At 45.9% G+C, this 23,646-nt stretch carries 23 protein-coding genes; 13 read left to right on the plus strand and 10 right to left on the minus strand.

Annotated elements, in window-relative coordinates; all coding sequences use genetic code 11:
- Positions 1-38 precede the first annotated feature (38 nt).
- The 3 genes from sbcD to AXI57_RS14595 are packed head-to-tail and all read left to right on the plus strand — an operon-like array spanning position 39 to position 4,931.
- Complete coding sequence (gene sbcD, locus AXI57_RS14585; RefSeq protein WP_061670474.1) at positions 39-1,217, plus strand: exonuclease subunit SbcD; 1,179 nt, start codon at positions 39-41, stop codon at positions 1,215-1,217.
- Positions 1,214-4,612, plus strand: a complete 3,399-nt coding sequence (gene sbcC / locus AXI57_RS14590; RefSeq protein WP_061670475.1) for an exonuclease subunit SbcC — start codon at positions 1,214-1,216, stop codon at positions 4,610-4,612. Before sbcD ends, sbcC begins: the two co-directional genes overlap by 4 nt.
- Before the next feature lie 16 nt (positions 4,613-4,628).
- Entirely contained in the window at positions 4,629-4,931 is a 303-nt protein-coding gene (locus AXI57_RS14595; protein WP_061670476.1) for a hypothetical protein, read from the plus strand.
- A 36-nt stretch (positions 4,932-4,967) separates the two neighbouring features.
- On the opposite strand, the gene AXI57_RS14600 is transcribed toward AXI57_RS14595, so the two are convergent.
- Genes AXI57_RS14600 through AXI57_RS14625 form a run of 6 tightly spaced genes read right to left on the minus strand, consistent with a single transcriptional unit; the run spans position 4,968 to position 6,918 of the window.
- Complete coding sequence (locus AXI57_RS14600) at positions 4,968-5,186, minus strand: spore germination protein (protein WP_003327676.1); 219 nt, start codon at positions 5,184-5,186, stop codon at positions 4,968-4,970.
- A 39-nt stretch (positions 5,187-5,225) separates the two neighbouring features.
- The gene (locus tag AXI57_RS14605; RefSeq protein WP_003327675.1) at positions 5,226-5,621 is read right to left on the minus strand and encodes a spore germination protein GerPE; all 396 of its coding nucleotides are present in this window, start codon (positions 5,619-5,621) and stop codon (positions 5,226-5,228) included.
- 2 nt (positions 5,622-5,623) lie between these two features.
- On the minus strand, positions 5,624-5,800 hold the full coding sequence (locus tag AXI57_RS14610; RefSeq protein ID WP_061670477.1) for a hypothetical protein: 177 nt from the start codon (positions 5,798-5,800) through the stop codon (positions 5,624-5,626).
- Positions 5,797-6,417, minus strand: coding sequence for a spore germination protein GerPC (gerPC, locus tag AXI57_RS14615; protein WP_061670478.1), 621 nt, complete (start codon positions 6,415-6,417; stop codon positions 5,797-5,799). Before gerPC ends, AXI57_RS14610 begins: the two co-directional genes overlap by 4 nt.
- Before the next feature lie 33 nt (positions 6,418-6,450).
- Positions 6,451-6,681, minus strand: coding sequence for a spore germination protein GerPB (locus tag AXI57_RS14620; RefSeq protein ID WP_003327672.1), 231 nt, complete (start codon positions 6,679-6,681; stop codon positions 6,451-6,453).
- Between the two features lie 15 nt (positions 6,682-6,696).
- Positions 6,697-6,918 carry a spore germination protein gene (locus AXI57_RS14625; protein ID WP_003327671.1) on the minus strand — a complete coding sequence of 74 codons (222 nt, stop codon included), beginning with the start codon at positions 6,916-6,918 and terminating at the stop codon, positions 6,697-6,699.
- A gap of 134 nt (positions 6,919-7,052) precedes the next feature.
- On the opposite strand from AXI57_RS14625, the gene AXI57_RS14630 reads away from it, so the two are divergent.
- Entirely contained in the window at positions 7,053-8,240 is a 1,188-nt protein-coding gene (locus AXI57_RS14630) for a DUF418 domain-containing protein (RefSeq protein ID WP_061670479.1), read from the plus strand.
- Here AXI57_RS14630 and AXI57_RS14635 read toward each other — a convergent pair.
- Positions 8,203-8,373, minus strand: coding sequence for an aspartyl-phosphate phosphatase Spo0E family protein (locus AXI57_RS14635; protein WP_003327668.1), 171 nt, complete (start codon positions 8,371-8,373; stop codon positions 8,203-8,205). The genes AXI57_RS14630 and AXI57_RS14635 overlap by 38 nt on opposite strands.
- A 151-nt stretch (positions 8,374-8,524) precedes the next feature.
- The gene (locus tag AXI57_RS14640) at positions 8,525-9,511 is read right to left on the minus strand and encodes a CotH kinase family protein (protein ID WP_061670480.1); all 987 of its coding nucleotides are present in this window, start codon (positions 9,509-9,511) and stop codon (positions 8,525-8,527) included.
- Positions 9,512-9,687: 176 nt separating this feature from the next.
- On the opposite strand from AXI57_RS14640, the gene AXI57_RS14645 reads away from it, so the two are divergent.
- From AXI57_RS14645 to AXI57_RS14655, 3 genes are all read left to right on the plus strand, one after another.
- Positions 9,688-10,593, plus strand: a complete 906-nt coding sequence (locus AXI57_RS14645; protein ID WP_003327666.1) for a fumarylacetoacetate hydrolase family protein — start codon at positions 9,688-9,690, stop codon at positions 10,591-10,593.
- Positions 10,594-10,690: 97 nt separating this feature from the next.
- The gene (locus AXI57_RS14650) at positions 10,691-11,047 is read left to right on the plus strand and encodes a YisL family protein (RefSeq protein ID WP_003327665.1); all 357 of its coding nucleotides are present in this window, start codon (positions 10,691-10,693) and stop codon (positions 11,045-11,047) included.
- Between the two features lie 197 nt (positions 11,048-11,244).
- Positions 11,245-13,947, plus strand: a complete 2,703-nt coding sequence (locus AXI57_RS14655; RefSeq protein ID WP_061670481.1) for a S8 family peptidase — start codon at positions 11,245-11,247, stop codon at positions 13,945-13,947.
- A 36-nt stretch (positions 13,948-13,983) separates the two neighbouring features.
- Here AXI57_RS14655 and AXI57_RS14660 read toward each other — a convergent pair whose 3' ends face one another.
- The gene (locus AXI57_RS14660) at positions 13,984-14,553 is read right to left on the minus strand and encodes a DUF2777 domain-containing protein (RefSeq protein WP_061670482.1); all 570 of its coding nucleotides are present in this window, start codon (positions 14,551-14,553) and stop codon (positions 13,984-13,986) included.
- Positions 14,554-14,728: 175 nt separating this feature from the next.
- Between AXI57_RS14660 and asnB the strand changes: the two genes are divergently transcribed.
- Together asnB and AXI57_RS14670 are read left to right on the plus strand one after the other, a co-directional pair.
- Positions 14,729-16,570 (plus strand): asparagine synthase (glutamine-hydrolyzing), encoded by a 1,842-nt coding sequence (gene asnB, locus AXI57_RS14665; protein WP_061670483.1) that lies wholly within the window; start codon positions 14,729-14,731, stop codon positions 16,568-16,570.
- Positions 16,571-16,708: 138 nt separating this feature from the next.
- Positions 16,709-17,530 carry a phytoene/squalene synthase family protein gene (locus AXI57_RS14670; RefSeq protein ID WP_061670484.1) on the plus strand — a complete coding sequence of 274 codons (822 nt, stop codon included), beginning with the start codon at positions 16,709-16,711 and terminating at the stop codon, positions 17,528-17,530.
- Positions 17,531-17,561: 31 nt separating this feature from the next.
- On the opposite strand, the gene AXI57_RS14675 is transcribed toward AXI57_RS14670, so the two are convergent.
- Positions 17,562-18,929: an MATE family efflux transporter gene (locus AXI57_RS14675; protein ID WP_061670485.1), complete on the minus strand. Its 1,368-nt coding sequence runs from the start codon at positions 18,927-18,929 to the stop codon at positions 17,562-17,564.
- Between the two features lie 122 nt (positions 18,930-19,051).
- Between AXI57_RS14675 and AXI57_RS14680 the strand changes: the two genes are divergently transcribed.
- From AXI57_RS14680 to iolX, 4 genes are all read left to right on the plus strand, one after another.
- Positions 19,052-19,915: an AraC family transcriptional regulator gene (locus tag AXI57_RS14680; protein WP_010788183.1), complete on the plus strand. Its 864-nt coding sequence runs from the start codon at positions 19,052-19,054 to the stop codon at positions 19,913-19,915.
- Positions 19,916-20,040: 125 nt separating this feature from the next.
- Positions 20,041-20,985 (plus strand): heme o synthase, encoded by a 945-nt coding sequence (cyoE, locus tag AXI57_RS14685; protein WP_003327657.1) that lies wholly within the window; start codon positions 20,041-20,043, stop codon positions 20,983-20,985.
- Positions 20,986-21,091: 106 nt separating this feature from the next.
- Positions 21,092-22,126 (plus strand): LacI family DNA-binding transcriptional regulator, encoded by a 1,035-nt coding sequence (locus AXI57_RS14690; RefSeq protein ID WP_061670486.1) that lies wholly within the window; start codon positions 21,092-21,094, stop codon positions 22,124-22,126.
- 262 nt (positions 22,127-22,388) lie between these two features.
- Positions 22,389-23,417 (plus strand): scyllo-inositol 2-dehydrogenase, encoded by a 1,029-nt coding sequence (iolX, locus tag AXI57_RS14695; RefSeq protein WP_061670487.1) that lies wholly within the window; start codon positions 22,389-22,391, stop codon positions 23,415-23,417.
- The last annotated feature ends 229 nt before the right edge of the window (positions 23,418-23,646 follow it).

Raw genomic sequence — 23,646 nt, forward strand, 5'->3', positions numbered from 1 at the left:
GCGGATCTCTTTTTCTATAAAAAGAGAGGTGAGGCCTTTTGCGGATTTTACATACGGCTGATTGGCATTTGGGAAAAACACTTGAAGGAAGAAGCCGCCTAAATGAGCAGGCGGAATTTTTAGAAGAGCTGAACAAGATTGTAAAAGAAGAAAAAATTGACGCGGTAGTCATGGCGGGTGACGCGTTTGACACGGTAAATCCGCCGGCCCTTGCCGAGCAGCTGTTTTATGAAAGTCTTTCCGCTCTTTCAGACCGCGGAAAACGCCCGGTTGTTGTGATTGCCGGAAACCATGATAATCCAGACCGTTTGTCAGCCGCTTCACCGCTGACGACAGAGCACGGCATCCATTTGATCGGCTATCCGAAGACAGAGCCGGTTCATATCGAAGTGCCGTCAGCGGATGAGCTTTTAGCTGTTGCGGCGCTTGCTTATCCGTCAGAAGCGAGATTAAACGAAGTTCTGTCTGATACCTTTGAGGAAAAACTTCTCCGTGATCATTATGACATCAAAATCAGACAGGCGTTTGAACATATGAGCAGGCAATGCCAAAAAGGCGCTGTCAAAATAGCGGCAAGCCATCTGTACGTTGCCGGCGGCAATCAGACGGATTCTGAACGGCCGATTGAAGTGGGCGGAGCTTATACGGTTGCGGCTGAAAGCCTTCCGGCAGACGCGGCTTATGTGGCGCTCGGCCATCTTCACCGTCCGCAGACGATTAAGCGGGCAAAGACGCTGGCGCGTTATTCAGGATCACCGCTTGCATACAGCTTTTCTGAAGCGGGCTACGCCAAATCGGTGACTGTCGTGGAAGCCGGTCCGGCCGGGAAAGCTTCTTGGAAAGAGATTTTCTTATCAAGCGGCAAACCACTTGTGAAGTGGAAAGCGGCAAACGGGCTGAGCGAGGTCTATAGCTGGCTGGAAGAAGGGCGTGATACCAACGCTTGGATTGATCTTGAAATACGAGTGACTGATCAGCTATCACTGGAGGAAATCCACCGTTTGCGAAAATCACATCCCGGATTTATTCATATCCGTCCGATTTTCGAAGAGAAAGACATGGCAGCCGAGCCAATTGAAATTGAACATGCATCTATTGAAGACCGGTTTAAGAAATTTTATGAAAAACAGACAGGCGGCGCTGTGCCGGATGAGGAAATGGTGAAGCTGTTTTTAGAGCTTGCATCAGGAGCGGATGATGAGGAGGAAGCAAGATGAAGCCGATCGCATTAACGATAAAAGGGCTCCACAGCTTTAGAGAGGAGCAGACCATTGATTTTGACGGTCTTTCAGGCGCCGGGGTTTTCGGCATTTTCGGACCGACGGGAAGCGGAAAATCCTCGATTCTCGATGCGATGACACTTGCTCTTTACGGGAAGGTCGAGCGGGCGGCGAATAATACGCACGGCATTTTAAACCACGCGGAAGACCAGCTTTCCGTCTCCTTTACCTTCGCGCTCCAATCAAATCATCAAACCTCGTACAAAGTAGAGCGTGTCTTCAAAAGAACAGATGAGACAAAGGTGAAAACAGCTCTCTGCCGTTTTATCGAGATAAAGGATGAACAAACCGTCCTCGCCGACAAAGCGAATGAAGTGAATAAAAAGGTCGAGGAACTTCTTGGATTGACAATCGACGATTTCACCCGGGCGGTCGTTCTGCCGCAAGGAAAGTTTGCGGAATTCCTTTCTCTAAAAGGCGCAGAACGCCGGCATATGCTTCAGCGCTTATTCAACCTTGAGCAGTACGGCGACAGGCTCGTAAAAAAACTGAGACGCCAGGTGCAGGAAGCCAATTCGAAAAAAAATGAAATGCTTGCCGAGCAGTCTGGGCTTGGAGAAGCCGGGGCTGAAGCGCTTGAGCAAGCTGAACAGGCGCTTCATGAGGCCGAAGAGCGCCTTGAAGGTATGAGGAAGAAAAGAGAGCAAGAAAAAGAGCGGTATACAGAGCATCAGGATATCTGGAATCTTCAAAAGGAAAAAGGGGTTTATGAGGAGGAACAAAAGCGTCTTCAAGAGGAACAGCCGCGTGTAGACGCTATGCGCACCCGGCTTTCAGAAGGGGAAACCGCCGCCGCCTTAAAGCCTTATGCGGAAGGATATATAGAAGCCATCCGGCACGAAAAAGACACCGCCCGTGAAAAAGCGCTTGCGAATGAGGAATTCACGAAGAGCAGCAGCTCATTTGACCAAAAGAATAAAGAGTACGAAGACTGGCGCCGGCACAAAAGCGAAAAAGAACCCGAGCTTGTCAAGCGGCAGGAGCAGCTCATACGGCTTCAAAAAATCGAAATCAAACTGACAGAGGCGAAGCAGGAGGCAGAACGAACAAAAGCGGAGCTTAAGAAAAAGGAAGAATCCTGCCAAGCCGCCGTCAAGGAAGCAGAAACGGTAAAAGACCGGCTCGCACGCGGACAAAACAGACAGGCTGAACTAAAAGAACAGCTGAAAGCCGTGCAGGTGACTGCCCAAGAACGAAAGAACTGCCAGAAAGCGGCCGAACTTGTCTTACACATGAAGCAGACAGAAGGCCTGATCGAAAAAGAAAACGCGCGCAATCACGCGGTAACTCGCACCTTGCATGACATGAATTCAGAAAAAGAGAAGCTCGCGCTAAAAGCCAAAGCAGAGGAAGAAAATATCATTCAAGCCTATCAGACGGTACAGGCTGTATATGATATGGTGTGCGAGACAGAACGGTCACTGGCTCGAACGGCCGAACGCGCGAGACAGACGCAAAAAATGCTTCACACCCAGCGTGAGGAAGCGCGGACGGCAGCGTTAACGAAAGAATTATCGGAAAAGCTTATCAACGGAAAGCCTTGCCCAGTTTGCGGTTCAACTCAGCATGACCCGGCCGCATCGGCACATGAAACCTATATACCTGCTGCAAATATTGAGGAAAGCATCGCTCAGACAGAAGCTCTAATAACAGACGCAGCGGTCCTTGCGCAGGATATTCTTTCTGCGAAAATCACACTTGAGGAGCAATCGGCGCGTTTCATCGAGGAATGCCCGTTTTTACAGACAGTTCAAAACCAAACCCAAACCCTTGAGCCTGCTGCTTCTCATGAAGACAGCCCGCTTACAGAAGCATTCCATGCCGTTACCATAGAATGGAAACAAATAAAACAGGATATATTGTCTGTCAAGACGCAGATCACCCGAATGATCGGCGCATATCAAGAGGCGTTAAGACAGGCAGAACAGCTCAATGAGCGAATCAGCTACGAGGAAAAAGAGGGCGCCCGCATCAGCCAGGCATTAGATGAACTCCAAACCTCTTTGCACAACCAGCAAAAAACATTCTCGGAAACATGCAAAGACCTGCATCCGGATCAAGTGGAAACTTGGCAGCAGGCCATCGAGGAAAAAGATCGCGCTGCCGAGGAATGTGAGAACAGAATTGAGCGAAGCATTGCGTTTTTAAAGGAGCATGAATCGGAAAAAGAGAGACTTCAGGATCTTATCCATGGACTCGAACGGGAACGGCTGGAGCTTCACTATGAGACCGAACGCATCAGCGGCGCCATTCTAGAGTACCAAAAAGAGCTGGGCGAGCATGTAAAAGAACAATCGGTGCAAACGAATCTCCGAGCCGTCGAACAGGAATTACAGCTTTTAAAAGAGAAAGAACATATCCTTTATGAAAGCTTGAAAAATGCCCAGATGACGCTCAATCAGGCAAAGGGGAGGGCAAACGGAAGCGAGCTCTCACACCAAGAAGCGAAAGAAAGGCTGTCCAAAGCGGAGACCGTATGGCTGACATACGCCAAAGATACCTCTTTCGATCAGCCGGAACAAATAGAACGAAGCTTGATTCCGTCAGACGAGCTTGAGAACATGAAAAATGAAATTGACCAATATATGGATAAAACGAAACAAAACGCAGCAAACTTAAAGCGTGTCACCGATAAACTGGACGGAAGACGTGTCACCGAAAACGAATGGAATGAAACTGTCGCAGCGCTTAAAGAAGCCGAGGACATGTTTGGCGCCGCCATGGAAGAAAGGGGCGCGGCCGGCAAAGCTCTTGCTGTGATGCGTGATCATCACAAACGCTTTAAAGAAATTGAAGCCGAACTGAAAAAATGGCAGACACACATTGACAGGCTGGATAAGCTGCAATCTGTATTTAAAGGAAATACCTTTGTCGAATTTTTAGCGGAGGAACAGCTCGAAAGCGTCGCAAGAGACGCATCCGCGCGGCTTGGCGTGCTGACGCGGCAGCGGTATGCAATAGAAGTCGATTCAGAAGGCGGTTTTGTGATGCGTGACGATGCAAACGGAGGGGTCAAGCGTCCCGTTTCGAGCTTGTCGGGAGGGGAAACCTTTCTTACCTCGCTTTCACTCGCACTTGCGCTGTCTGCACAAATCCAGCTTCGAGGAGAGTATCCGCTGCAATTTTTCTTCCTTGATGAAGGATTTGGCACACTGGACCAAGACTTGCTGGATACGGTCGTTACCGCTTTGGAGAAGCTTCAGTCGGACAACCTGTCAGTCGGCGTGATCAGCCATGTGCAGGAACTGCGTTCGCGGCTTCCGAAAAAACTCATCGTTCATCCAGCTGAACCGAGCGGAAGGGGAACACAGGTGTCGCTTGAATTGATGTAAAGGGGGGCTTTGCGCTGTGCCTAAACAGACTGTCGGACATTGTGAACTGTGCGGCCGGCAGAATGTCCTGCTGACAGAACACCACCTGACACCGAAGGAAGAAGGCGGCACCTTCCTGCTGACCGCGATGCTTTGTATTCCTTGCCATAAGCAGATCCATGCCTTATACACGAATCAGGAGCTTGCGGCCAGGCTGTCAGGCATTGAAGAGCTTCGGCGTGATCCGCAGCTTGCAAAATTTGTGAAGTGGATCAGAAAACAGCCGGCATCCAAGCTGGTTAAAACAAGAAAAGCAAATGAACGAAAAAAGAAACGATAGCAAAAAGCAGCCTCCTCTTGGCAGAGTGGCTGCTTTTTATCCATTTCCAACCATATCCTGATCGCTGACATCGGGGTCTATATAGTTTGTTGCGTTTACTGCGTTGTTTAAAATAAGGAAATCTCCTGTATTTCCTGCTCCCGAACCGAGCGCAGATTTTGAGGAACTCTTAGGAGAAAGGTAAAAGGAATCACCAAAGTTTACGACTCCGCCCGATATGGAATTGATAGCTATAGGCCCGACAATTGCTGGCATAAACGACACCCTCTATAGAAGTCTCAAGAGCATTATATGTCAGCTCTGGGACGATTGTGAGTTTGAGAACGGAATCTCTCGGATATGTTTGACTCTCGCATCGCCGCACACCGCCGAAGCAGACCCAATATGAAAAACAGAGGAAGAAGACACCCCTTGTATGTTCACGCTGCGGACACGAATTGAGGGGACTTCATGACAAAAGGCGCTCTGTATACCGGTTTCCGGAAGAGGCTTCACTGCAGGCTGCTGAAATATTTGATATTCGTCTCTGTTAAAGGAGCCTTCCTTTGCCTCATACAAAGGGATATACCGTTGTACGGCGAAAACTTTTACATTCATATCAATTTCATTTGTATCGCCGGCTTGAAAAACACTTGAGATCCCGATCGAGTTTATTTTTGCAAACCTGAGGTGTGATAATCGTTTAAGCATTATTATTCAGGCGCCAGCGGAACTAATTGTCCGATAATAAGTGATTCCGGCGGTGTATCGAAAATAGAAGACAAATAAATAGAGTCCGTATCCCCGATAATAAATAAAGAAGAACTGGACACCCCGGCGGTCCGAATATCTCCGATTTCAAGCTTTCGATTGACGACTGTAAACATCATGAGGATTGATCATCACCTTTCATTTCCGGGGGAATATGTTCAATAAAGTGTTCAATAGCCCGGATGATATCGCGCTTCACATGCTCTGCAATCTGCTCTGCGTATTGTGCAGGCGGCATATTCTCTTCTTTTTTTATATGAGATACATAGTATCGAATCCGGCTGTCCATTTGTTTTCTGATATCTTCAATAATATGATGCCTGTTTGTGTCGTCCAGCCTGCTTTCATACTGATTCTCAAGCTGCTCTAATATCGATGGAATCTCCTCTGACAGGTACATATCGACGTTTTGCCGGATTTGCTGCATAAGCTGTGCAGATTGCTCTTGCTGCATGATTCCGATGCCCGGAGGCGTTTGGCTCACCTCGAAATTCTGGACACCTTCCGGATCTGTCGGGTTTAAGCCGATATTCAGCGTGCCCTCCAGCCGTTCGATTTTCAACTGGTCGAATTTATATTCAACACGCTCAATATTGGTGGCAGGCCGCTGTTTCATGTTCTCCATTGAGGATTGGATTTCTTTAAGTTCCCTTTCAAGCTGCTGGATCTTCACAGCCTGCTGCTGAACAAAGGAATTTAAATTTTGTAAGTATGATGAAACCGATTGATCATACATGTTTTATTCACACCCCGCATTCATTTGTAGACATTAACGGCTTGGCGCCTGCAGCGGCACGAATGGAGTAGAGTCGGAATCCTCTGACGTTACGGCTCCGCCAGGGGAAAGGGACGGAGCCGCTTCAACATAGCTGCCTGTGTTGTATAAGTTAGAAAGTGATTTAATCGAGCCCGCGCTGCCGATCTGCAGCACCGAGGAGTTGCTGACAGATTCCACCCGCAGATAATTGATTTGGATGGTCTGATTAATATAAAAGTTCATGAAGCATGCACTCCTTTAAGCATTGCCCGCGATCGGCTGATCGACCATATCTTTATCGTACACATTGGTCGTATTTTTGTAATTCGTAAGCGTGAGATTGTCTCCTGTAATAAAGCTGCCTGCACCCGCAAATGTCTTGACCTGGCTTTGGGGGGAAATGGTGATGCAATCGCCGATATGAACGACTCCGCTCGTACCGACTGCATTAATTTTAAACGCTCCGACAATCGCTGGCATACGGGCACATCCTTTATTGTAAAAATGAGGAAAAACAAGTAAAGTGGGTAAGGATATACATCCATTTGGGCTATTCACGATAGCTTATGACAAATGCACATTTTTGTGAGCGAAAAAATAAAGGAGAACGTAAAATGAATCAAAGTCCTGCGCCAACGCAGTCCGATGAGCGGATTGTATCGCTTGATTTGCTGAGGGGAATCAGTATATTAGGGATTCTTCTAGTGAATATTTTTGATTTCAAAGCGCCGATGGCCCAAACGATGACAATCGTCCAGAGTATTCCTGGAACGATTTCCTATTGGTGTGAAGCGCTGATTGCCATTTTTATTGAAGGAAGTTTTTATCCGCTGTTTTCTTTCCTTTTTGGGACGGGGGCGATCCTGTTTTATGAGAGAATCCGCGCCAAAGGGCTTTCATTTGGGGCATTTTATACAAGAAGACTGCTCGTTTTAACAGCGATCGGCATCCTTCACGCGGTTTTTGTGTGGTCTGGCGATATATTGTTTACATATGGCATCCTCGGTTTTCTGCTGTTTTTCTTTCTGAAACGGAAGAAGTCTGTGCTATTGATTTGGGCGGTGTGCTTATATTGTATTCCGTACGGGATTTTATCTCTTTTGATGCTTCTCATGCTGCTGGTTCCGGCGGAAGAGATGCAGGATCTGCTTGGTGCGTCTGATCAGACGGCGGCGATTTTTCAGCATGGAAGCTTTGGCGACATTACCGCTTTTCGATTCAGCGAATGGCTGACGGAAAATGTGGCGGTGCTGCCGCTCTCTGCTTGTATCATCGTGCCTTGTTTTCTTATCGGTATTTATGCTTATAAAAGAGGATGGTTTGAAAAAGAAATATCCGCGGGTGTAAAAAGTGAATTACTCGTGCTGATGTGGTGTTCGTTAGCCGCCGGTCTGTTGCTTAAGCTTACTCCCGTGTGGTTTGGCTGGAATATGACATGGATTTACATACAGCAGATGGCGGGAGGGCCGATTCTTGCCCTTGGCTATGTATCAGGATTCCTGCTGTTATGGAATAAAAAGCGGCAGGCTGGCTCTGTTCTTCGCATGTTTTCCTATGTCGGCAGGCTGTCGCTGACTCAGTATTTGTTTCAGACGATTTTTTTAAGCCTGTTTTTTTACGGCTACGGATTGGGGTTCTACGGGATGTTTTCTTCAGCGGAAATGCTTGGTATCGCGCTGATTTTTTATGCGTGTCAGCTGGTATTCAGCAGATTATGGGTTAAAACGTTCCGCTACGGTCCGTTTGAATATGTATGGCGGAAGCTTACCTATTGGCGTCTTCCCGCTTTTCGGAAGGAATAATGTCCTGCTTAATGCCATCATTTAAGAGGTTGTCCAGCTCTTGGCTGCATTGAATCGCCTCTTTGGAATTCATGCCGAATTTTTGGGCTGTCTCGATTAAAGTCATTCTCTTTTCTTCAATTTTTCTGTTCATCATGACGGTCTCCAACTCTCGAATTTATTTTGGAAAACGGAGGATATGGTTAGTATAACCTATTTTTGTATAAAAGGTTTTCTTTCGTCAATATGACAAAAAATGTGACAAAATTTTATGTTAAAAGAAAGCAGGCCCGGATAAGAGACAGCTAGAGTGTGGCCAGCTGTAGGTGCAATAAGGCCTGCCGATGTTCGATATCATGTAAAATTTTTGTCTGTTCCCGTTCTAATGAGGAGCAGGTGCCGCTGATATATGGGTCGCCGCTAATCCGCGGGCAAATGTCAAGGTGCCACTCTCTGATTTTCTGAGACAGACGGTCTATCGTAAATTCCCTTGTTAACACATTTTTTAATAGAGCGTGATACTGTGCTTTAAAGGCGGTAATAGCGAGCAGTCTGGCAGCCAGCGTTTGTCCGTTTGCAAGCAGGATGTCATCGTCTGCCAATGTGTTCAAGACAAGCTCTCGCGTCTCTTGCGGCACGATTTGAAAGCGGCCGGCGTCTCCGTTTAAATAAAGGGCGAAATGGGATGAGTGCCGGGTGCAGGTGCTTCCGATCAGCCATAAGTAAAAAAGCTTCACATCAAGGTATGTTTTGATGCGCACGGCAAATTCGTCATCAGCCGCTGAATGAATAAAGGAAAGAAATTCTTGTAAGTATGCGTCATGCTTGGGTGTGTTCATATTGCTTAAAGCATTAAAAAGCCCATTCTCTGTGCCAAAGAGCGGAATTCTCGGATCGGTATAGCGGGCTTCGTAAATCGCCCCCAACGGCATATGGCGCTCCTTTAAGAAATGGTCGTCAACCGCTTCGATTTTGACATAAATGCCTTCTTCCCGGCCATTTATATGAAGAAACACATGGGAAGCAAGAGGAGAGAGAACGCCGATTTGGCTGAAAAAGTGATAGGCCAGCCTCCGTCTGATAAGTGAGGGATCATGCTCCTCCGCGTTCAAATATATCGTTCTTTTTCCGTGCAGCGCGTTCTCATATTCTATTACATAAGATTTCTTATTCAGGCCGCCCCGGTTTCTGATAAGAATACGTGAGGCTGCAGATTCTGAGACGAGCAGGCCGGCTGCTGAGCCATTGCTTTGTATCTGCTGCGGATGAAAATATAGACTTATCGTTTCCATATTCTTTTCCTTTCCTCCTTTACGCCATATGTATGATATGTACAAGGAGCATGTCCCGAAACTGTGTATCTCGTTATTCTTTGCCTAAACTCATGACGGAGAAAAAAGGGTTTCTCATTTTTAATAGAGAATAAAATAAATAGCGCGTTTTGATATAAAGACGATGGGGGAATAAGATGAAATTTGCGACAGGGGAACTATACAACCGAATATTTGTCGGCCTGATTATTGATGATCACAAAATTATGGATTTGCAAAAGGCTGAAAAAAAACTGTTTGAACTTGAAACGATTCCGAATACGCTTGCGGAATGCATTGCAGAAGGAGACAAATTTGTGGCGCATGCCCGCCAGCTTGCGGAATGGGCCAAAAAACCAAATGATGAGCTTGGTTCATTTATTTATTCACTGTCAGACGTGAAACTGCACGCGCCTATCCCTAAGCCATCTAAAAACGTGATGTGTATCGGGAAAAACTATAAGGATCATGCGATTGAAATGGGGAGTGAGGCAGACATACCCGAGTATCCGATGGTATTTACAAAGTCGCCGACAACCGTCACAGGGCACGGCGATGTGATCAACTGCCATTCACAAGTCACTGCACAGCTTGACTATGAGGGGGAGCTTGCGGTCGTCATCGGTAAAAGCGGGACACATATCTCTAAAGAAGAAGCGTATGACCACATTTTCGGATATACGATAATTAACGATGTCACAGCCCGTGACCTTCAAAAAAAGCATAAGCAATTTTTCATTGGCAAAAGCCTTGATTCTACCTGTCCGATGGGACCGGTGCTTGTACATAAATCATTGATTCCGGACCCTCAGTGTTTACAGGTTGAAACGAGAGTCAACGGCGAACTGCGCCAGTCCGGCTCGACAAGCGATATGATTTTTTCGATTGCAGAGTTAATTGAAACGCTGTCGAAGGGCATGACGCTTGAAGCAGGGGATATTATCGCGACAGGCACGCCGTCCGGTGTCGGCAAAGGATTTACCCCGCCGAAGTTTTTACAGGCGGGAGACAGCATTGACATTACCATTGAACCAATCGGGACTTTATCAAATCGCATGGGCTGATTGTCCGGCTGGCTTTTTGAGAAATTCATTTTGTTGCCGGGGACAAGTTCATGGTACTATAAGTGGGGTATATTTATCTGATAGGGGGAAAACGTGTATGACACACATGCATATTGCATCATGGATCGTGGCGTTGATTTTGCTTTTCGTCAGCTACGGGCTTTATTCTTCTGGGAGTGCGAAGGGCGCCAAAATCACTCACATGATCCTGAGATTATTTTATATTCTCATCATTTTGACAGGCGCTGAGCTATTTATCCGGTTCGCCAACTTTAACGGAGAATACGCCGGAAAAATGCTGCTCGGCATTATCACGATCGGCTTAATGGAAATGATCCTCATCCGCAAGAAAAAAGAGAAATCAACTGGAGGCTTGTGGATCGGTTTTATCATTGTTCTCGTTCTTACTGTTTTACTCGGCTTGCATTTGCCGATCGGCTTTCATTTGTTTTAAAAGTTGATCCGGTTAAGGATAAAATCCTTAACCGGGTTTTTTTATGCTCTCAGAAAACGATGTGCACAATATATTAGCAAATTCATATAAATTCCATAAATATTTAAAATTACCTTAAATGTCCCCTTGAATAACTCCGAATCTGTTAAATTATGATACTCTTCAAAAAGAATCAGAATTTTTCAGGAGGTTATGAAATGAAACGAACAAAAGTGAGTTCTTTCTGGGCGTCGGTTTTGATCTTTACGCTTGTCATCAGTCTCTTTACGCCGTTCAGAGAAGTGTCTGCTTCAGGCAATACGATTGAAGATGCCTCAATTTTGGAAAATGGAAAAGAACAAACCGGAATGCTAAAGGAGCCGGAGCAGTCTCAATGGTACCAAATCTCCCCGGGCAAAGATGAAATCTTCAACGATTCTCATATGGCATTGTCGGTTAAGAGTGAATCCTTTTTAAATGTAAGCGTTTATGCCAGCAAAGAAAAAGCGCAAAAAGACGAAACCTTTGATATGTACCGCTCTTATACTGCGCAAGAAGGAAAAAGTGAAATCAACATTCCTCATGCCTGGAAGGGGCCTTACTACATAAAGGTGGAGTATGTCGGGGAAGAAGCTGAAGACGGGGATGCGGTTGCTGCTGAAAATGGCGAATCCGACAAAACCACGGAAGCGGCGTACACCATCAGCTACAAAGGAACAAAGCTTCAGCCGGCTGATCTTGAAGAAGAGTCTTGTCCGGTGGAAATGAGTGTTGACCAGAAAAAGTCAGGTAAAGACATTTTAAAGCAGCTGAGAGCCATTCGTGATGATCAGCTGAATCAAACGGCTCTAGGTAAACAGATGTCCGGCCTCTATTATAAGGCAGCTCCGTTCATCGTCGCTAAACTTGCTCTGAATAAAGAGACGAGAAATGCGGTATATCAGGATCTTGTGACGCTGCAGCCAATGTTCAAAGATGTATCTGAAAATGGCGCGGATTCTTCGTATACCATAACGGAAAACGATCAAAAAGCGATAACTCGCCTGTATGAAACGGCAATAAAATCTGTTCCTTCTTTCCTGAAAAAAGACATGAAAAAACAAGCGGAGCAATTGAAAATAAATCAAGTAAAGGGAAAGACGGCGGGAGCATTTTTAACAGAAAACAAGCTGGCGCCTGAAAGCAACGTTCAGACCGGAAAAGTCATCTTTAAAGTGAAGGACAAGAAGAGTCTTCAGTCCGTAAATAATGAAATGAAAGGCTTTACGGCCAGCGCGCAATCGAAAAAAGATATAGAAAACGTGAAAAATGCAAAAAAACTGTTCGATAATCTCTATTCGTTCGAACTGCCGAAGGATCAAAAACAAAACGGGTCGTATACAGCAAGTGCAAAACGAGTGAAGAGCGCGGCTTCTTCTTTATCAAAAATGTCCAACGTAGAGTTTGCTGAACCTGTTCAGGAATACAAAAGTCTGTCTAAGGATATTCAATACTCCTATCAATGGCCGCTCAAAAATAACGGAGAAGACGGCGGCGTGAAGGGGGCGGATGTGAAATCTGAATCGGCAAATGCCCTGCTTGCAAAACGCAAGCTGAATGACACGCTGATCGCTGTTGTGGATACGGGCGTTGACAGCACCCTTTCAGATTTGGAAGGAAAGGTAAGGACGGATTTAGGACGCAATTTCGTCGGACGAAACAATAATGCGATGGATGATCAAGGACATGGAACACATGTCGCCGGTATTATCGCGGCAGAAAGCGGCAATGGATATTCAATGGCGGGTTTACATGCTAAAGCAAACATTATACCTGTTAAAGTGCTCGATTCCACCGGGGCCGGAGACACTGAGCAAATCGCGCTCGGCATCAAATACGCGGCTGACAAAGGAGCAAAAGTCATCAATTTGAGCCTGGGCGGGGGATACAGCCGGGTGCTTGAATTTGCGTTGAAGTATGCTGCATCCAAAAATGTCACGATCGCGGCGGCAAGCGGAAATGATGGAGAAAGCGAGCTGTCATATCCTGCTTCTTCTAAATATGTAATGTCAGTCGGAGCAAGCAACCGCATGGATATGACGGCTGATTTCTCAAACTATGGAAAAGGGCTGGATATCACAGCGCCTGGTTCTGATATTCCAAGCTTGGTGCCAAACGGAAACGTGACGTATATGAGCGGAACTTCAATGGCGACGCCATATGCCGCTGCGGCCGCAGGACTATTGCTTTCTCAAAATCCGAAGCTGAAACCGAATGAAGTTGAGGATATTCTGAAGCGTACAGCTGACGATATTTCCTTTGACAGTGTGGACGGCGGAGAAGAAGTACTGTATGACGAAAACGGTGATCCGATTGAAATTCCTCATATTCCCGGCGTTGACTGGCATTCCGGCCACGGCCGTTTGAATGTGATGAAGGCGGTCAGCGCGGTAGATTTACAAGTGAAGATCAACAAGCTTGAAGATACGCAGACAGCCGTCCGGGGAACAGCAAAAGCAGGCACCGCAGTTGAAGTTAAAAACGGCAAGAAAAAGCTGGGCAGCGCAAAAGCCGGAAAAGACGGCAAATTCAAAGTTAATATTCCAACCCAGAAAAAAGATCAAGTATTGCATATCAATGCCTCATTGGGTGATGCAAAAACGTCTGTCAAAACAGTTGTGGTAAAAGGCAAACCATCAGGCGCTCCAAAAGTAAATGGAGTGAAAGCGAAAGACACGGCAGTAAAAGGAAAAGCAAACAGTAAGGCAGCAATCAAGGTCAAAAATAAATCGAAAAAGGTCATAGCCTCTGCGAAAGCGGATAATAAAGGAGCGTTTTCTGTAAAAATCAAAAAACAAAAAGCGGGAACCGTCCTTTATGTCACGGCGGCCGATACAGATAAAAAAGAAAGCAAAGCGGTAAAAGTGGTTGTGGAAAAATAGAAAAAACAGGCGGAGCCTCGGCGGCCGCCTGTTTTTTTATTCAGTTCCGTCCCGCTGAACAGCGGAGTACATAATGGATCGTTTCCCATCCGACGCTGTCCATTCAAACCGGTCGTTTGAGGAGGACCCTCTGCTGTAATGATGCTGTAAAGCGCACTGAGCTTCATCATTTGAAAAATGATAAAAGGACACGCCCTTATCTTCTTCCGGACTGCCGCCTGAAAATAAACCTTTATTATAAGAAAAAACACAGTCAAATACAGATAAGCCGAAGACACGCAAATGCTGTAAAAACGCAAGAAAGGTCTCATCATCAAGCGAATTCAAAAGAGCCATTAACGGACGCTTAATCGACTTTTCATAGCGGATGCTTTCCCCGCCGGAAAGCGGAATACGCCGTCCGTCACGGATCACTGCAAAGCTGCTTGAAATGCCGGCTTTCTCCCATAATCCGTTAAGCTGAATATAAACGGGGGTATTCGGAAGGCTTTCGGCAAGCAGCATATCGCCTTCCTCATTTTCAATGACACATATCCCGTCTTCTACGATGATTGTTCCATATTCCCATTTTCTTTCTTCTGTAAATAAATACTGTTTTCGCTTCATAGAATGGGGTAATCTCCTTTTTTATTTCATCCTCACCGTTCTTTCCAATTCAGGCTTGTCTCATACAAGTCTTCATGGGACAAATCAACTATAAGCCTATAGATGCATAAGCTAAGAAAGGTGCTGAAGGATACGAATTTGATACCGAAAGAAACGGGATTGGAGCTGATATTACATGTGCGGTATTACGGGTTGGGTCGATTTTAAAAAGCAGCTCGTCCAAGAAAAACAAACGATGAACAAAATGACAGACACTCTTTCCAAACGAGGACCTGATGATACAAACGTTTGGGGAAAGCATCATGTTTTATTCGGACATAAAAGGCTTGCGGTTGTGGACATTGAAGGCGGGCGCCAGCCGATGGCTTGTACTTTTCAAGGAAATACGTATACCATCATTTACAATGGCGAACTGTATAATACAGAAGATTTACGAAAAGAACTGCAGGCTCGCGGCCATCGGTTCGAACGGACTTCTGACACGGAGGTCTTGCTGCACAGCTATATTGAATGGCAGGAAGAATGCGTTCATCGCCTGAATGGCATTTTTGCCTTTGCCGTTTGGGATGAAAAACGGAATCAGTTATTTGCGGCGAGGGATCGGCTCGGCGTGAAGCCGTTTTTTTATACGGAGAAAGGTTCTTCGTTTCTATTTGGCTCCGAAATCAAAGCCATACTCGCCCATCCTGATGTACCGGCCCGCGTGGACAGAAACGGGCTTGCCGAGATATTTGGGCTCGGCCCGTCTAGAACCCCCGGCATGGGTGTATTTAAAGGGATAAAAGAAGTTCGTCCCGCACACGCACTGACCTTTACAAAAGACGGGCTGAATATGTGGCGCTATTGGAATGTGGAAAGCAAGAAACATACAGACAGCTTTGGCGAGACTGTCGCAAACGTAAGGTACTTATTTCAAGACGCGGTGACACGACAGCTCGTGTCGGATGTGCCGGTCTGTACGTTCTTATCCGGCGGGCTTGATTCAAGCGCCATCACTGCCATTGCAGCAGGCCATTTTGAAAAAGAAGGAAAAGGCCCGCTTCATACTTATTCGATTGATTACGAGGAGAACGACAAATTTTTTAAGGCAAGCGCGTTTCAGCCGAACGACGATGGCCCGTGGATTGAAAAAATGACAGAAGCATTCGGCACACAGCATCACAAATGTGTTATAAGCCAGGCAAAGCTTGTTGAATATTTGGAAGAAGCTGTGTATGTGAGAGATTTGCCGGGAATGGCGGATGTCGATTCTTCTTTACTGTGGTTTTGCCGGGAGATGAAAAAAGACTTTGTCGTCGGCCTCTCCGGGGAGTGTGCGGATGAAATATTCGGCGGGTATCCGTGGTTCCATACTGCTGATGCGGAGGCGGGATTTCCGTGGATGAGATCTACAGAAGAGCGGATTACCCTGTTACAAGATTCGTGGCAAAAAAAGCTGAATCTGAGAGAATACGTGAATGCCAAATATGAAGAAACCTTGGCGGAAACGCCGTTATTAGACGGAGAAACCGGGGAAGATAAAGTGAGAAGACAGCTTTTCTATTTGAATATGCTGTGGTTTATGACAAATCTATTGGATCGCAAGGACCGGATGAGCATGGGTGCAAGCCTTGAAGTGCGGGTTCCGTTTGCCGACCACCGCCTTGTGGAGTATGTATGGAATATACCGTGGGAATACAAAATGCATGATCAGCGGGAAAAGGGGATTTTACGCAAAGCGCTTGAGGGGATTTTACCAGACGAGATTTTGTACCGCAAAAAAAGCCCTTATCCAAAAACCCATCACCCGGAATACACAAGAGCGGTCAGTGAGTGGCTGAAACAACTTCTGAGCAAGAAGGATTCGGTGCTTCACACGCTTCTGAACAAAAATAAAATGGATCAGCTATTAGAAACGGAAGGTTCATCCTTTCAGGTGCCTTGGTTTGGGCAGTTAATGAAGGGGCCGCAGCTGATTGCGCATCTTGCTCAAATCCATACATGGTTTGAAGCATACCGTATTGATATAGACGAATAAAATTCATATGCCGGTTCCTGATAAGGAACCGGCATATGTTTTATAGATAAAGGACGAGCTTCGGGATACGATGATATGTGACAAAGCCGCAAAAACATAATAGACTTGGAGAAGAATTTTGGAAAGGAGTGAATACGAATGGCTGATATCAAAAGAGCCTATCAGCAATGTGAAGAAATCACAAAAACGCATGCCCCGACATGTTATCAAGCATTTACGTTCCTTCCGCTGAAAAGAAGGCAGGCGGCCTGTGCGGTTTATGCTTTTTGCCATACAGCTATTACGATAGACGATAAAGACGAGCTGTCTGCATTAGAAAGAGATGCGGAACAATTTCTCGCCGGTACATATGAAGAGAATCATTTTTTATGGGCTGCGCTTGCCGATGCTTTCCGGCAGTTTGCGTTAGAAGCGGAACCTTTTCGGGAGTTCATCGCCGGTATTCATGAAAATAACGAAAAAACGAGATTTGAAACGCTTGATGAATTGCTCATGTTTGCATATCAAACGGGAAGCACAGCCGGATTGATGCTTTTGCCGATTCTCACCAAAAGAAATAAAGAAAAACTTCGCCAGGCTGCCGTATCCCTCGGCTTGGCTATCCAGCTGACCCGCATGCTGCGGGATGCCGGTAAGGATTATCGCCGGAAAAAGCGTATTTGTTTTCCTCAGCAGGCGATGCGGCAATTCGGTTATACAGAAAATGATTTTTGCAATGAGACGGTTAATAAGGCCTTCGTTTCAACATGGGAGTATGTCGCCTTTGAAGCGGAAGCGTATGCCGAGGAATGCTTCGACGCAATGTCCCTCTTTCCTCGATATTCCCAATCATCAGTAAAAGCCGCAGCTTATTTATATAAAGCTGTTTTAGAAAAAATCAGAGCGGAACATTACGAAGTTTTTACCAAGAATATGACGCTGACGGAAGAGGAAGCAGACGCCACCCTGCAGCAGCTATAAAAAAATCCCGGCTCTCTTTAGAGACCGGGATTTATGCCATTCCTTTTTGAATCCAAATTCGGGAGCGCCATCTTCTGTACATTAAAATTCCTCTGACCCATTCATCCGCGATAAAGGAAATCCAAACACCGGCAAGGCCGAATCCTAAATGGATGCCGAAAAGATACGCGAGCGGAAGTCCGATGCCCCACATTGAGATCATCGCCATGTAGACCGGAAACTTCGCATCACCAGCAGCACGCAAGGAGTTGATGATGATGACATTAAATGAACGGCCGGGTTCAAGAATAATCGTCATGACAATCAGCATGCTTGCTGTTGCGATAATATCAGGGTTCTGGCTGAAGATGCCGATGAGCTGTTTGGAAAACAGAGACATGATAACTGAAGTTCCCGCAGCGATTCCAAGCGCCCAATACAGGCTTTTCATACAGCGGTCATAGGCATTGTCAAATTGTTTGGCGCCGATATAACGGCCGATTAAAATCTGTGTTCCTTGACTGATGGCGGTCCCAAACAGCAGGATAAACATTGTGATGTTTTGTGTGTATACTTTTGTAGTGAGAGCCTGTGCGCCCATAATGGCGATAAAATAGGTAATCACCATTTGTGAAATGTTGTAGGAAAGCTGCTCCCCGGCAGAAGGAATTCCGATTTTCAGCAGCTTGCGCAAATGCTCTTTATGCACGTGAAACACTTTTTTCAATGTCAACGTTAGATTGATGCGTTTATTAACAATTACGATCATAGCAATTAATCCAATGACGCGGGCGATGGATGTTGACATGGCCACGCCGGCCACGCCGAGAACAGGCAATCCGAACGGCCCGAAAATGACGAGAAAGTTACCGGCAATATTTAAAACGTTCATGCCGATGGTGACAAACATTGTATCTTTTGTATAGCCGTAGCTCTTTAAAATCGCACTGAACGTCATGATTAACGCCTGAATAAATGAAAGGCCTCCGACAACCTGTAAAAAGATTTTCGCATCGGGCATCAGGTCATTGGTCAGCCCCATCATATGCAGCATCGGAACGGCTGCCATAAACACAGCGGCGCTGATGACGAGACTGATAACAAAGTTAGCCCCGATGGATACGTAAGCGACCTCTATCGCTTCTTTCTTTTGCTTTGAACCCAAAAATTGAGAAATAATGATAGTCGTTCCTGTAGCGATAAAGCTGAACATCACGATAATTAAATTCAAAATCTGGTTGCTCACACCGACCGCAGCCACGCTGTTATCGGAATATTGACTGAGCATCAGAGTGTCGGCATTCCCCATAAACATATATAATGAAACCTCAATAAATATCGGCCAAGTCAGCGAAAATAATGAGAGTTTTTGATCAGCAGGTTGTTTCAATGCAGTTTGACGTAAGACAGCCTGTTTCATAGCGCTACCCCTTTCTTTTAAAAAAATCAACGTTTTAAAGTGTACCGCCATTTCCTTATAATAAAAAGGGAGAGAACCGAAACTTCTTGCAATAATCCGACTTAAAAAGGAGGATGAAAAAAGTGCCGCGCATCATGTTTACAGTGCCGCCTTTTCCGGTCTTTATCGCAGCCGGTGAAGGTGTTTTTAAAAAAGGCGAAATGCATGCGAGACGAATTTTTTCCGTATTTGATCTTATCTATGTAAAACAAGGAACCTTATATATAACAGAAAATGACCAGACCTTCTCGGTGGGAGGAGGCGAATATATTTTGCTGTCGCCCGGCTTGGAGCATTTCGGCTCAAGGGGCTGTGAAGAAAATACTTCCTATTATTGGCTTCATTTCGACGAAAAAAGGTATGAATTCACGCAAAAAGGCGGAAACAATTGGGCGGAGCTGCTGCAGGAAAAAGGCAGCTTTGAAGAGCCGGCCCGCTATCGCCTGGCCTTGCCTCGCAAAGGAAAGGTGCAGCGTCCGCTATTTATGGAAAAACAATTTGACAGCTTAATGGATTACACTGCTGAAAACTCGGATTTGCCGCTGCGCAAGCAAATCCTGTTCGAAGAGCTTTTGCTGCATCTCCAAAAAGAGTCATTTCAGATTCCGTCAGCTAAAGAGCGGGTCGCATGGGACGCCGCCAGATACTTGCAAGAGCATTATAAAGAGCGGGTGACGATAAAGGACCTCTCTTACGCGCTCCACTATCATCAGGATTACGTGACCCGCTGTATGCAGCAAGTGCTCGGAGTAACTCCGGGCCAATATACAAACAAGGTGAGAATGACAGAGGCGAAGCGCCTGCTGTCTTCAACAAATGACAAAATGGGGGTTATCGCGGAAACCATCGGAATGGAGGACCCGACTTATTTTTCAAAGCTCTTCAAACAGACTGAAGGCGTGTCACCGATTGAATACCGTAAAATCGTAAGCCGTAAAATCGAGTAGTTATTTTTCAATATTTGACAATAAAGTGAATGTTTTATAGAAACGTTTCGTATGTACACCTTCTCTTGGTAGGATAGAATAGGGCGGTTTCTATTCGTCTGAAAGATAAGAGGAGGTGCTGATTTGTGGATAAACCTGAAGCGGTTTTCGGTTTTGAGCAAAACCGGGTCACAATTAAAGATTATATCAAGCTTGTAAAACCGGGAATTATTATATCAAACTCAATTGCCGCATTCGGCGGGTTTTGGATCGCTTATGTGAGTTCAGAAAAAGCTTTAACAGGCTCCGCGTTTTTTGTGACCATGCTGGCGGCTATGATCGGAACGGCGTTTGTTATGGCCTCAGGCACAGTATATAACAATTATTTTGACAGAAAGATTGATGCCAAAATGGCCCGTACACGTCATCGGGCATCTGTCACTGGGAAAATGTCTGCGGCCTCGATTATCACTTTTGGTACATTCTTAGGAATAGCCGGACTGGGGATGCTGGCGGCACTGAATGTGTTAACCGCTGTTTTAGGTTTTTTAGCTTTTATTTTCTATGCCGTGATTTATACGATCTGGTTTAAAAGGACGTCCGTCTGGAGCACGGTTGTGGGGAGTTTTCCGGGAGCCGCGCCGCCATTGATGGGATATTGCGCTGTGGCGGGACATATAGACATGACAGCAGTTGTACTGTACGCCATTATGTTCTTATGGCAGCCTCCTCATTTTTGGGCAATCGGCATCAGGCGAAAAGAAGAGTATCGAGCGGCAGGCGTCCCGCTATTGCCGGTTGTAAAAGGCAATCATGTCACAAAAATAAGCATACACCGGTATATTACAGTGCTTGTTCCCGTTACACTTTTGCTTTCCTTTTATGTCGGCCTTCATCATTTGAGCCCGCTCTATTTTATTTCTGCCTTAATCCTCGGATTCATATGGATATATAAAAGCTATCAGGGATTTAAAACGGATGATGATGTTCAATGGTCAAAGGGGATGTTTATCTATTCTCTTTTTTATTTTTGTATATTGTTTTTCATTATGATGATCGACTCTTTCGTCATGGCTTTTTTTGTACAATGATAAACGATGCCTCATATCCTGGACCTGTCCACCTTCCGCAGCCCTGTTCTTTTCTGATAAAATAATGAAACACGAAAATGGTGAAGGAACGGATGAGGGATTTATGATGAAAAAAACAATTTATGACGTGGCAAAAGCGGCAGGCGTCTCCATTACAACAGTATCGCGTGTCATTAACAATACCGGCAGAATCAGCGTGAAAACCCGGCAGAAGGTGATGCGTGTCATGAAAGAAATGGATTATCTGCCTAATGTGCACGCCTCCGCGCTGACAGGAAAACGCTCGAATATTATCGGTCTGCTGACTCCGGATATATCGAACCCCTTTTTTGGCGAGCTGGCAAAAAGCATTGAAGACAGGGCAGACGAGCTTGGGTTCAATATCATTATTTGCAGCACGGATCATGATTCGAAAAAAGAATCGAAATACTTCTCAATTCTCAAGCAAAAAAGCGTGGACGGTATCATTTTTGCCACAGGAATTGAGAATCATGACAGTATGTCCGCATTAGAAGATATCGTCAATGATGAAATCCCGCTTGCCATGATTTCTCAAGATAAACCGCTCGTTCCGATGGACATCGTCATTATCGACGATTTTCTCGGCGGCTATGTGGCAACGAACCATTTGCTGTCCTTGGGCCATAGAAAAATCGCCTGCATCATGGGGGACGGCTCCACAACAGGTGAAAAAGACAGGATGAAAGGATTTCGGCAGGCCATGCAGGAGGCGGACGTGCCGATTGATGATTCGCTCTTTGTCCCGACAGTATTTTCATTGAAAAGCGGGAAAGAAGAAGCGGGCAAATTGTTTGATCGAAGCATGCCGACCGCCATTTTTGCATTTAACGACGTTTTGGCGTGCGCGGCGATTCAGGCGGCGAGAGAAAGGGGAATCAAGGTGCCGGAGGATCTGTCCATCATCGGATTCGACAATACCGTTCTTGCAGAAATGGTCGATCCGCCGCTCACCACGATGTCTCAGCCGATTCCTGAAATGGGCCGCCGAGTCGTCGAACTGCTTGTTGATGAAATGAAAGGAAAGAAAACGGCAAAACAAAAAATCATGTTGCCACCCGAGCTTGTCATCAGACATTCTACCGCTAGATTAAAAGACATTCCGCCAGTCCGGCTTTCATAGCGGTCTTTTTTTTGTGGAAATGAATGTGTGAAAAAACAAAAAACATATTGCGAATGGGAAAAAGGCATTGTAGAATGAAATCACCTCGTTGAGAAAGCGCTTGCGCAAAATTAAGAAAACCGTTAAGCGGCCACTGGATGCTGAAACGGCACTTTATTTCACCTATTATGTAAAGCGCTTTCATTAAGGGTGATCCCGGACGGAATCATCACATGTAAAGGCTTCGGCGGCCGGGTCAGACAACATAAGGAGTTGATTGGCAATGACGAATCAAGTAAGATGCGCAGTATTGGGGCTAGGGAGACTTGGTTACTATCATGCAAGAAACATCATCAACGAAGTACGCGGAGCAAAGCTCGTCAGCGTGTGTGACCCTATGAAGGGAAGGGCCGAGCAGGTCGCCGAAGAGTTCGGCCTGGAAAAATGGACAGATAATCCGGATGTGATTTTGGAAGATCCTAATATTGACGCCGTTATCATTGTCACCCCGACAAGCACCCATGCAGAGATGATCAAAAAAGCCGCGGAACACGGCAAGCAAATCTTCGTTGAGAAGCCGTTGACGCTGAGCCTTGAAGAATCAAAAGAAGTGATAGAAAAGGTAAAAGAAACAAGCGTCATCTGCCAGGTCGGCTTTATGAGGCGATTCGATCCCGCATATGCAGATGCAAAAAGGCGCATAGACGCCGGAGAAATCGGGAAGCCCATTTACTTTAAAGGCTTTACGAGGGACAGCGGTTCACCCCCTCCGGAGTTTATCAAACACAGCGGCGGAATTTTTATTGACTGCTCGATACACGACTACGACATTGCTCGTTATGTGATGGGAGCCGAAATCACCTCTGTTTCCGGACATGGCCGGATTTTGAACAATCCGTTTATGGAAGAGTACGGTGACGTTGATCAAGCGTTAACCTATCTTGAGTTTGATTCAGGTGCGGCCGGTGATGTTGAAGCAAGCAGGACCTCCCCTTACGGCCATGATATCCGAGCGGAAATTATCGGGACAGAAGGCAGTATATTTGTTGGAACATTGCGAAATCAGAATGTGACGATCCTAACGTCAGCAGGCAGCAACTATGAGATCATACCAGACTTTCAAACTCGCTTTCACGAAGCATATTGCTTAGAACTCCAGCATTTTGCTGAATGCGTTCAAACAGGAAAACGTCCGCTTGTCACCGAGGTCGACGCAACGATCAATTTAGAAATCGGAATTGCAGCAACCGACTCATACAAAACCGGCAAACCTGTAAAGATTCACATGGATAAAATTCACGCGGATGTGTAACACGCCAAAGCGCCCTTGCAGCAGGATGATGCCGGCTTTGAAAGATGGAAGAGAAAGTGGGAAATGATTCAAACGAAGGCATCACGCTTGGAATTGCTCTGGTCAGCTCGGCGAACGACGAATTTCCGGATCGAGATGCGACCCGCTGGAAGTATTGAAAACCTATTTTAATAGAATCAGATATGTGCATGTAAAGGACGTAAGAAAGGATATTTTTTATGAGGTTCAA

It is taken from the genome of Bacillus atrophaeus, from assembly GCF_001584335.1.
GTDB lineage: Bacteria > Bacillota > Bacilli > Bacillales > Bacillaceae > Bacillus > Bacillus atrophaeus.

Bases quoted from the DNA above. Each gene is read 5' to 3' on its own strand.
- sbcC (WP_061670475.1), top strand. From the start codon at position 1,214: ATGAAGCCGATCGCATTAACGATAAAAGGGCTCCACAGCTTTAGAGAG.
- AXI57_RS14600 (WP_003327676.1), bottom strand. From the start codon at position 5,186: ATGCCAGCAATTGTCGGGCCTATAGCTATCAATTCCATATCGGGCGGA.
- AXI57_RS14605 (WP_003327675.1), bottom strand. From the start codon at position 5,621: ATGCTTAAACGATTATCACACCTCAGGTTTGCAAAAATAAACTCGATC.
- AXI57_RS14610 (WP_061670477.1), bottom strand. From the start codon at position 5,800: ATGATGTTTACAGTCGTCAATCGAAAGCTTGAAATCGGAGATATTCGG.
- gerPC (WP_061670478.1), bottom strand. From the start codon at position 6,417: ATGTATGATCAATCGGTTTCATCATACTTACAAAATTTAAATTCCTTT.
- AXI57_RS14620 (WP_003327672.1), bottom strand. From the start codon at position 6,681: ATGAACTTTTATATTAATCAGACCATCCAAATCAATTATCTGCGGGTG.
- AXI57_RS14625 (WP_003327671.1), bottom strand. From the start codon at position 6,918: ATGCCAGCGATTGTCGGAGCGTTTAAAATTAATGCAGTCGGTACGAGC.
- AXI57_RS14630 (WP_061670479.1), top strand. From the start codon at position 7,053: ATGAATCAAAGTCCTGCGCCAACGCAGTCCGATGAGCGGATTGTATCG.
- AXI57_RS14635 (WP_003327668.1), bottom strand. From the start codon at position 8,373: ATGAACAGAAAAATTGAAGAAAAGAGAATGACTTTAATCGAGACAGCC.
- AXI57_RS14640 (WP_061670480.1), bottom strand. From the start codon at position 9,511: ATGGAAACGATAAGTCTATATTTTCATCCGCAGCAGATACAAAGCAAT.
- AXI57_RS14645 (WP_003327666.1), top strand. From the start codon at position 9,688: ATGAAATTTGCGACAGGGGAACTATACAACCGAATATTTGTCGGCCTG.
- AXI57_RS14650 (WP_003327665.1), top strand. From the start codon at position 10,691: ATGACACACATGCATATTGCATCATGGATCGTGGCGTTGATTTTGCTT.
- AXI57_RS14655 (WP_061670481.1), top strand. From the start codon at position 11,245: ATGAAACGAACAAAAGTGAGTTCTTTCTGGGCGTCGGTTTTGATCTTT.
- AXI57_RS14660 (WP_061670482.1), bottom strand. From the start codon at position 14,553: ATGAAGCGAAAACAGTATTTATTTACAGAAGAAAGAAAATGGGAATAT.
- asnB (WP_061670483.1), top strand. From the start codon at position 14,729: ATGTGCGGTATTACGGGTTGGGTCGATTTTAAAAAGCAGCTCGTCCAA.
- AXI57_RS14670 (WP_061670484.1), top strand. From the start codon at position 16,709: ATGGCTGATATCAAAAGAGCCTATCAGCAATGTGAAGAAATCACAAAA.
- AXI57_RS14675 (WP_061670485.1), bottom strand. From the start codon at position 18,929: ATGAAACAGGCTGTCTTACGTCAAACTGCATTGAAACAACCTGCTGAT.
- AXI57_RS14690 (WP_061670486.1), top strand. From the start codon at position 21,092: ATGAAAAAAACAATTTATGACGTGGCAAAAGCGGCAGGCGTCTCCATT.
- iolX (WP_061670487.1), top strand. From the start codon at position 22,389: ATGACGAATCAAGTAAGATGCGCAGTATTGGGGCTAGGGAGACTTGGT.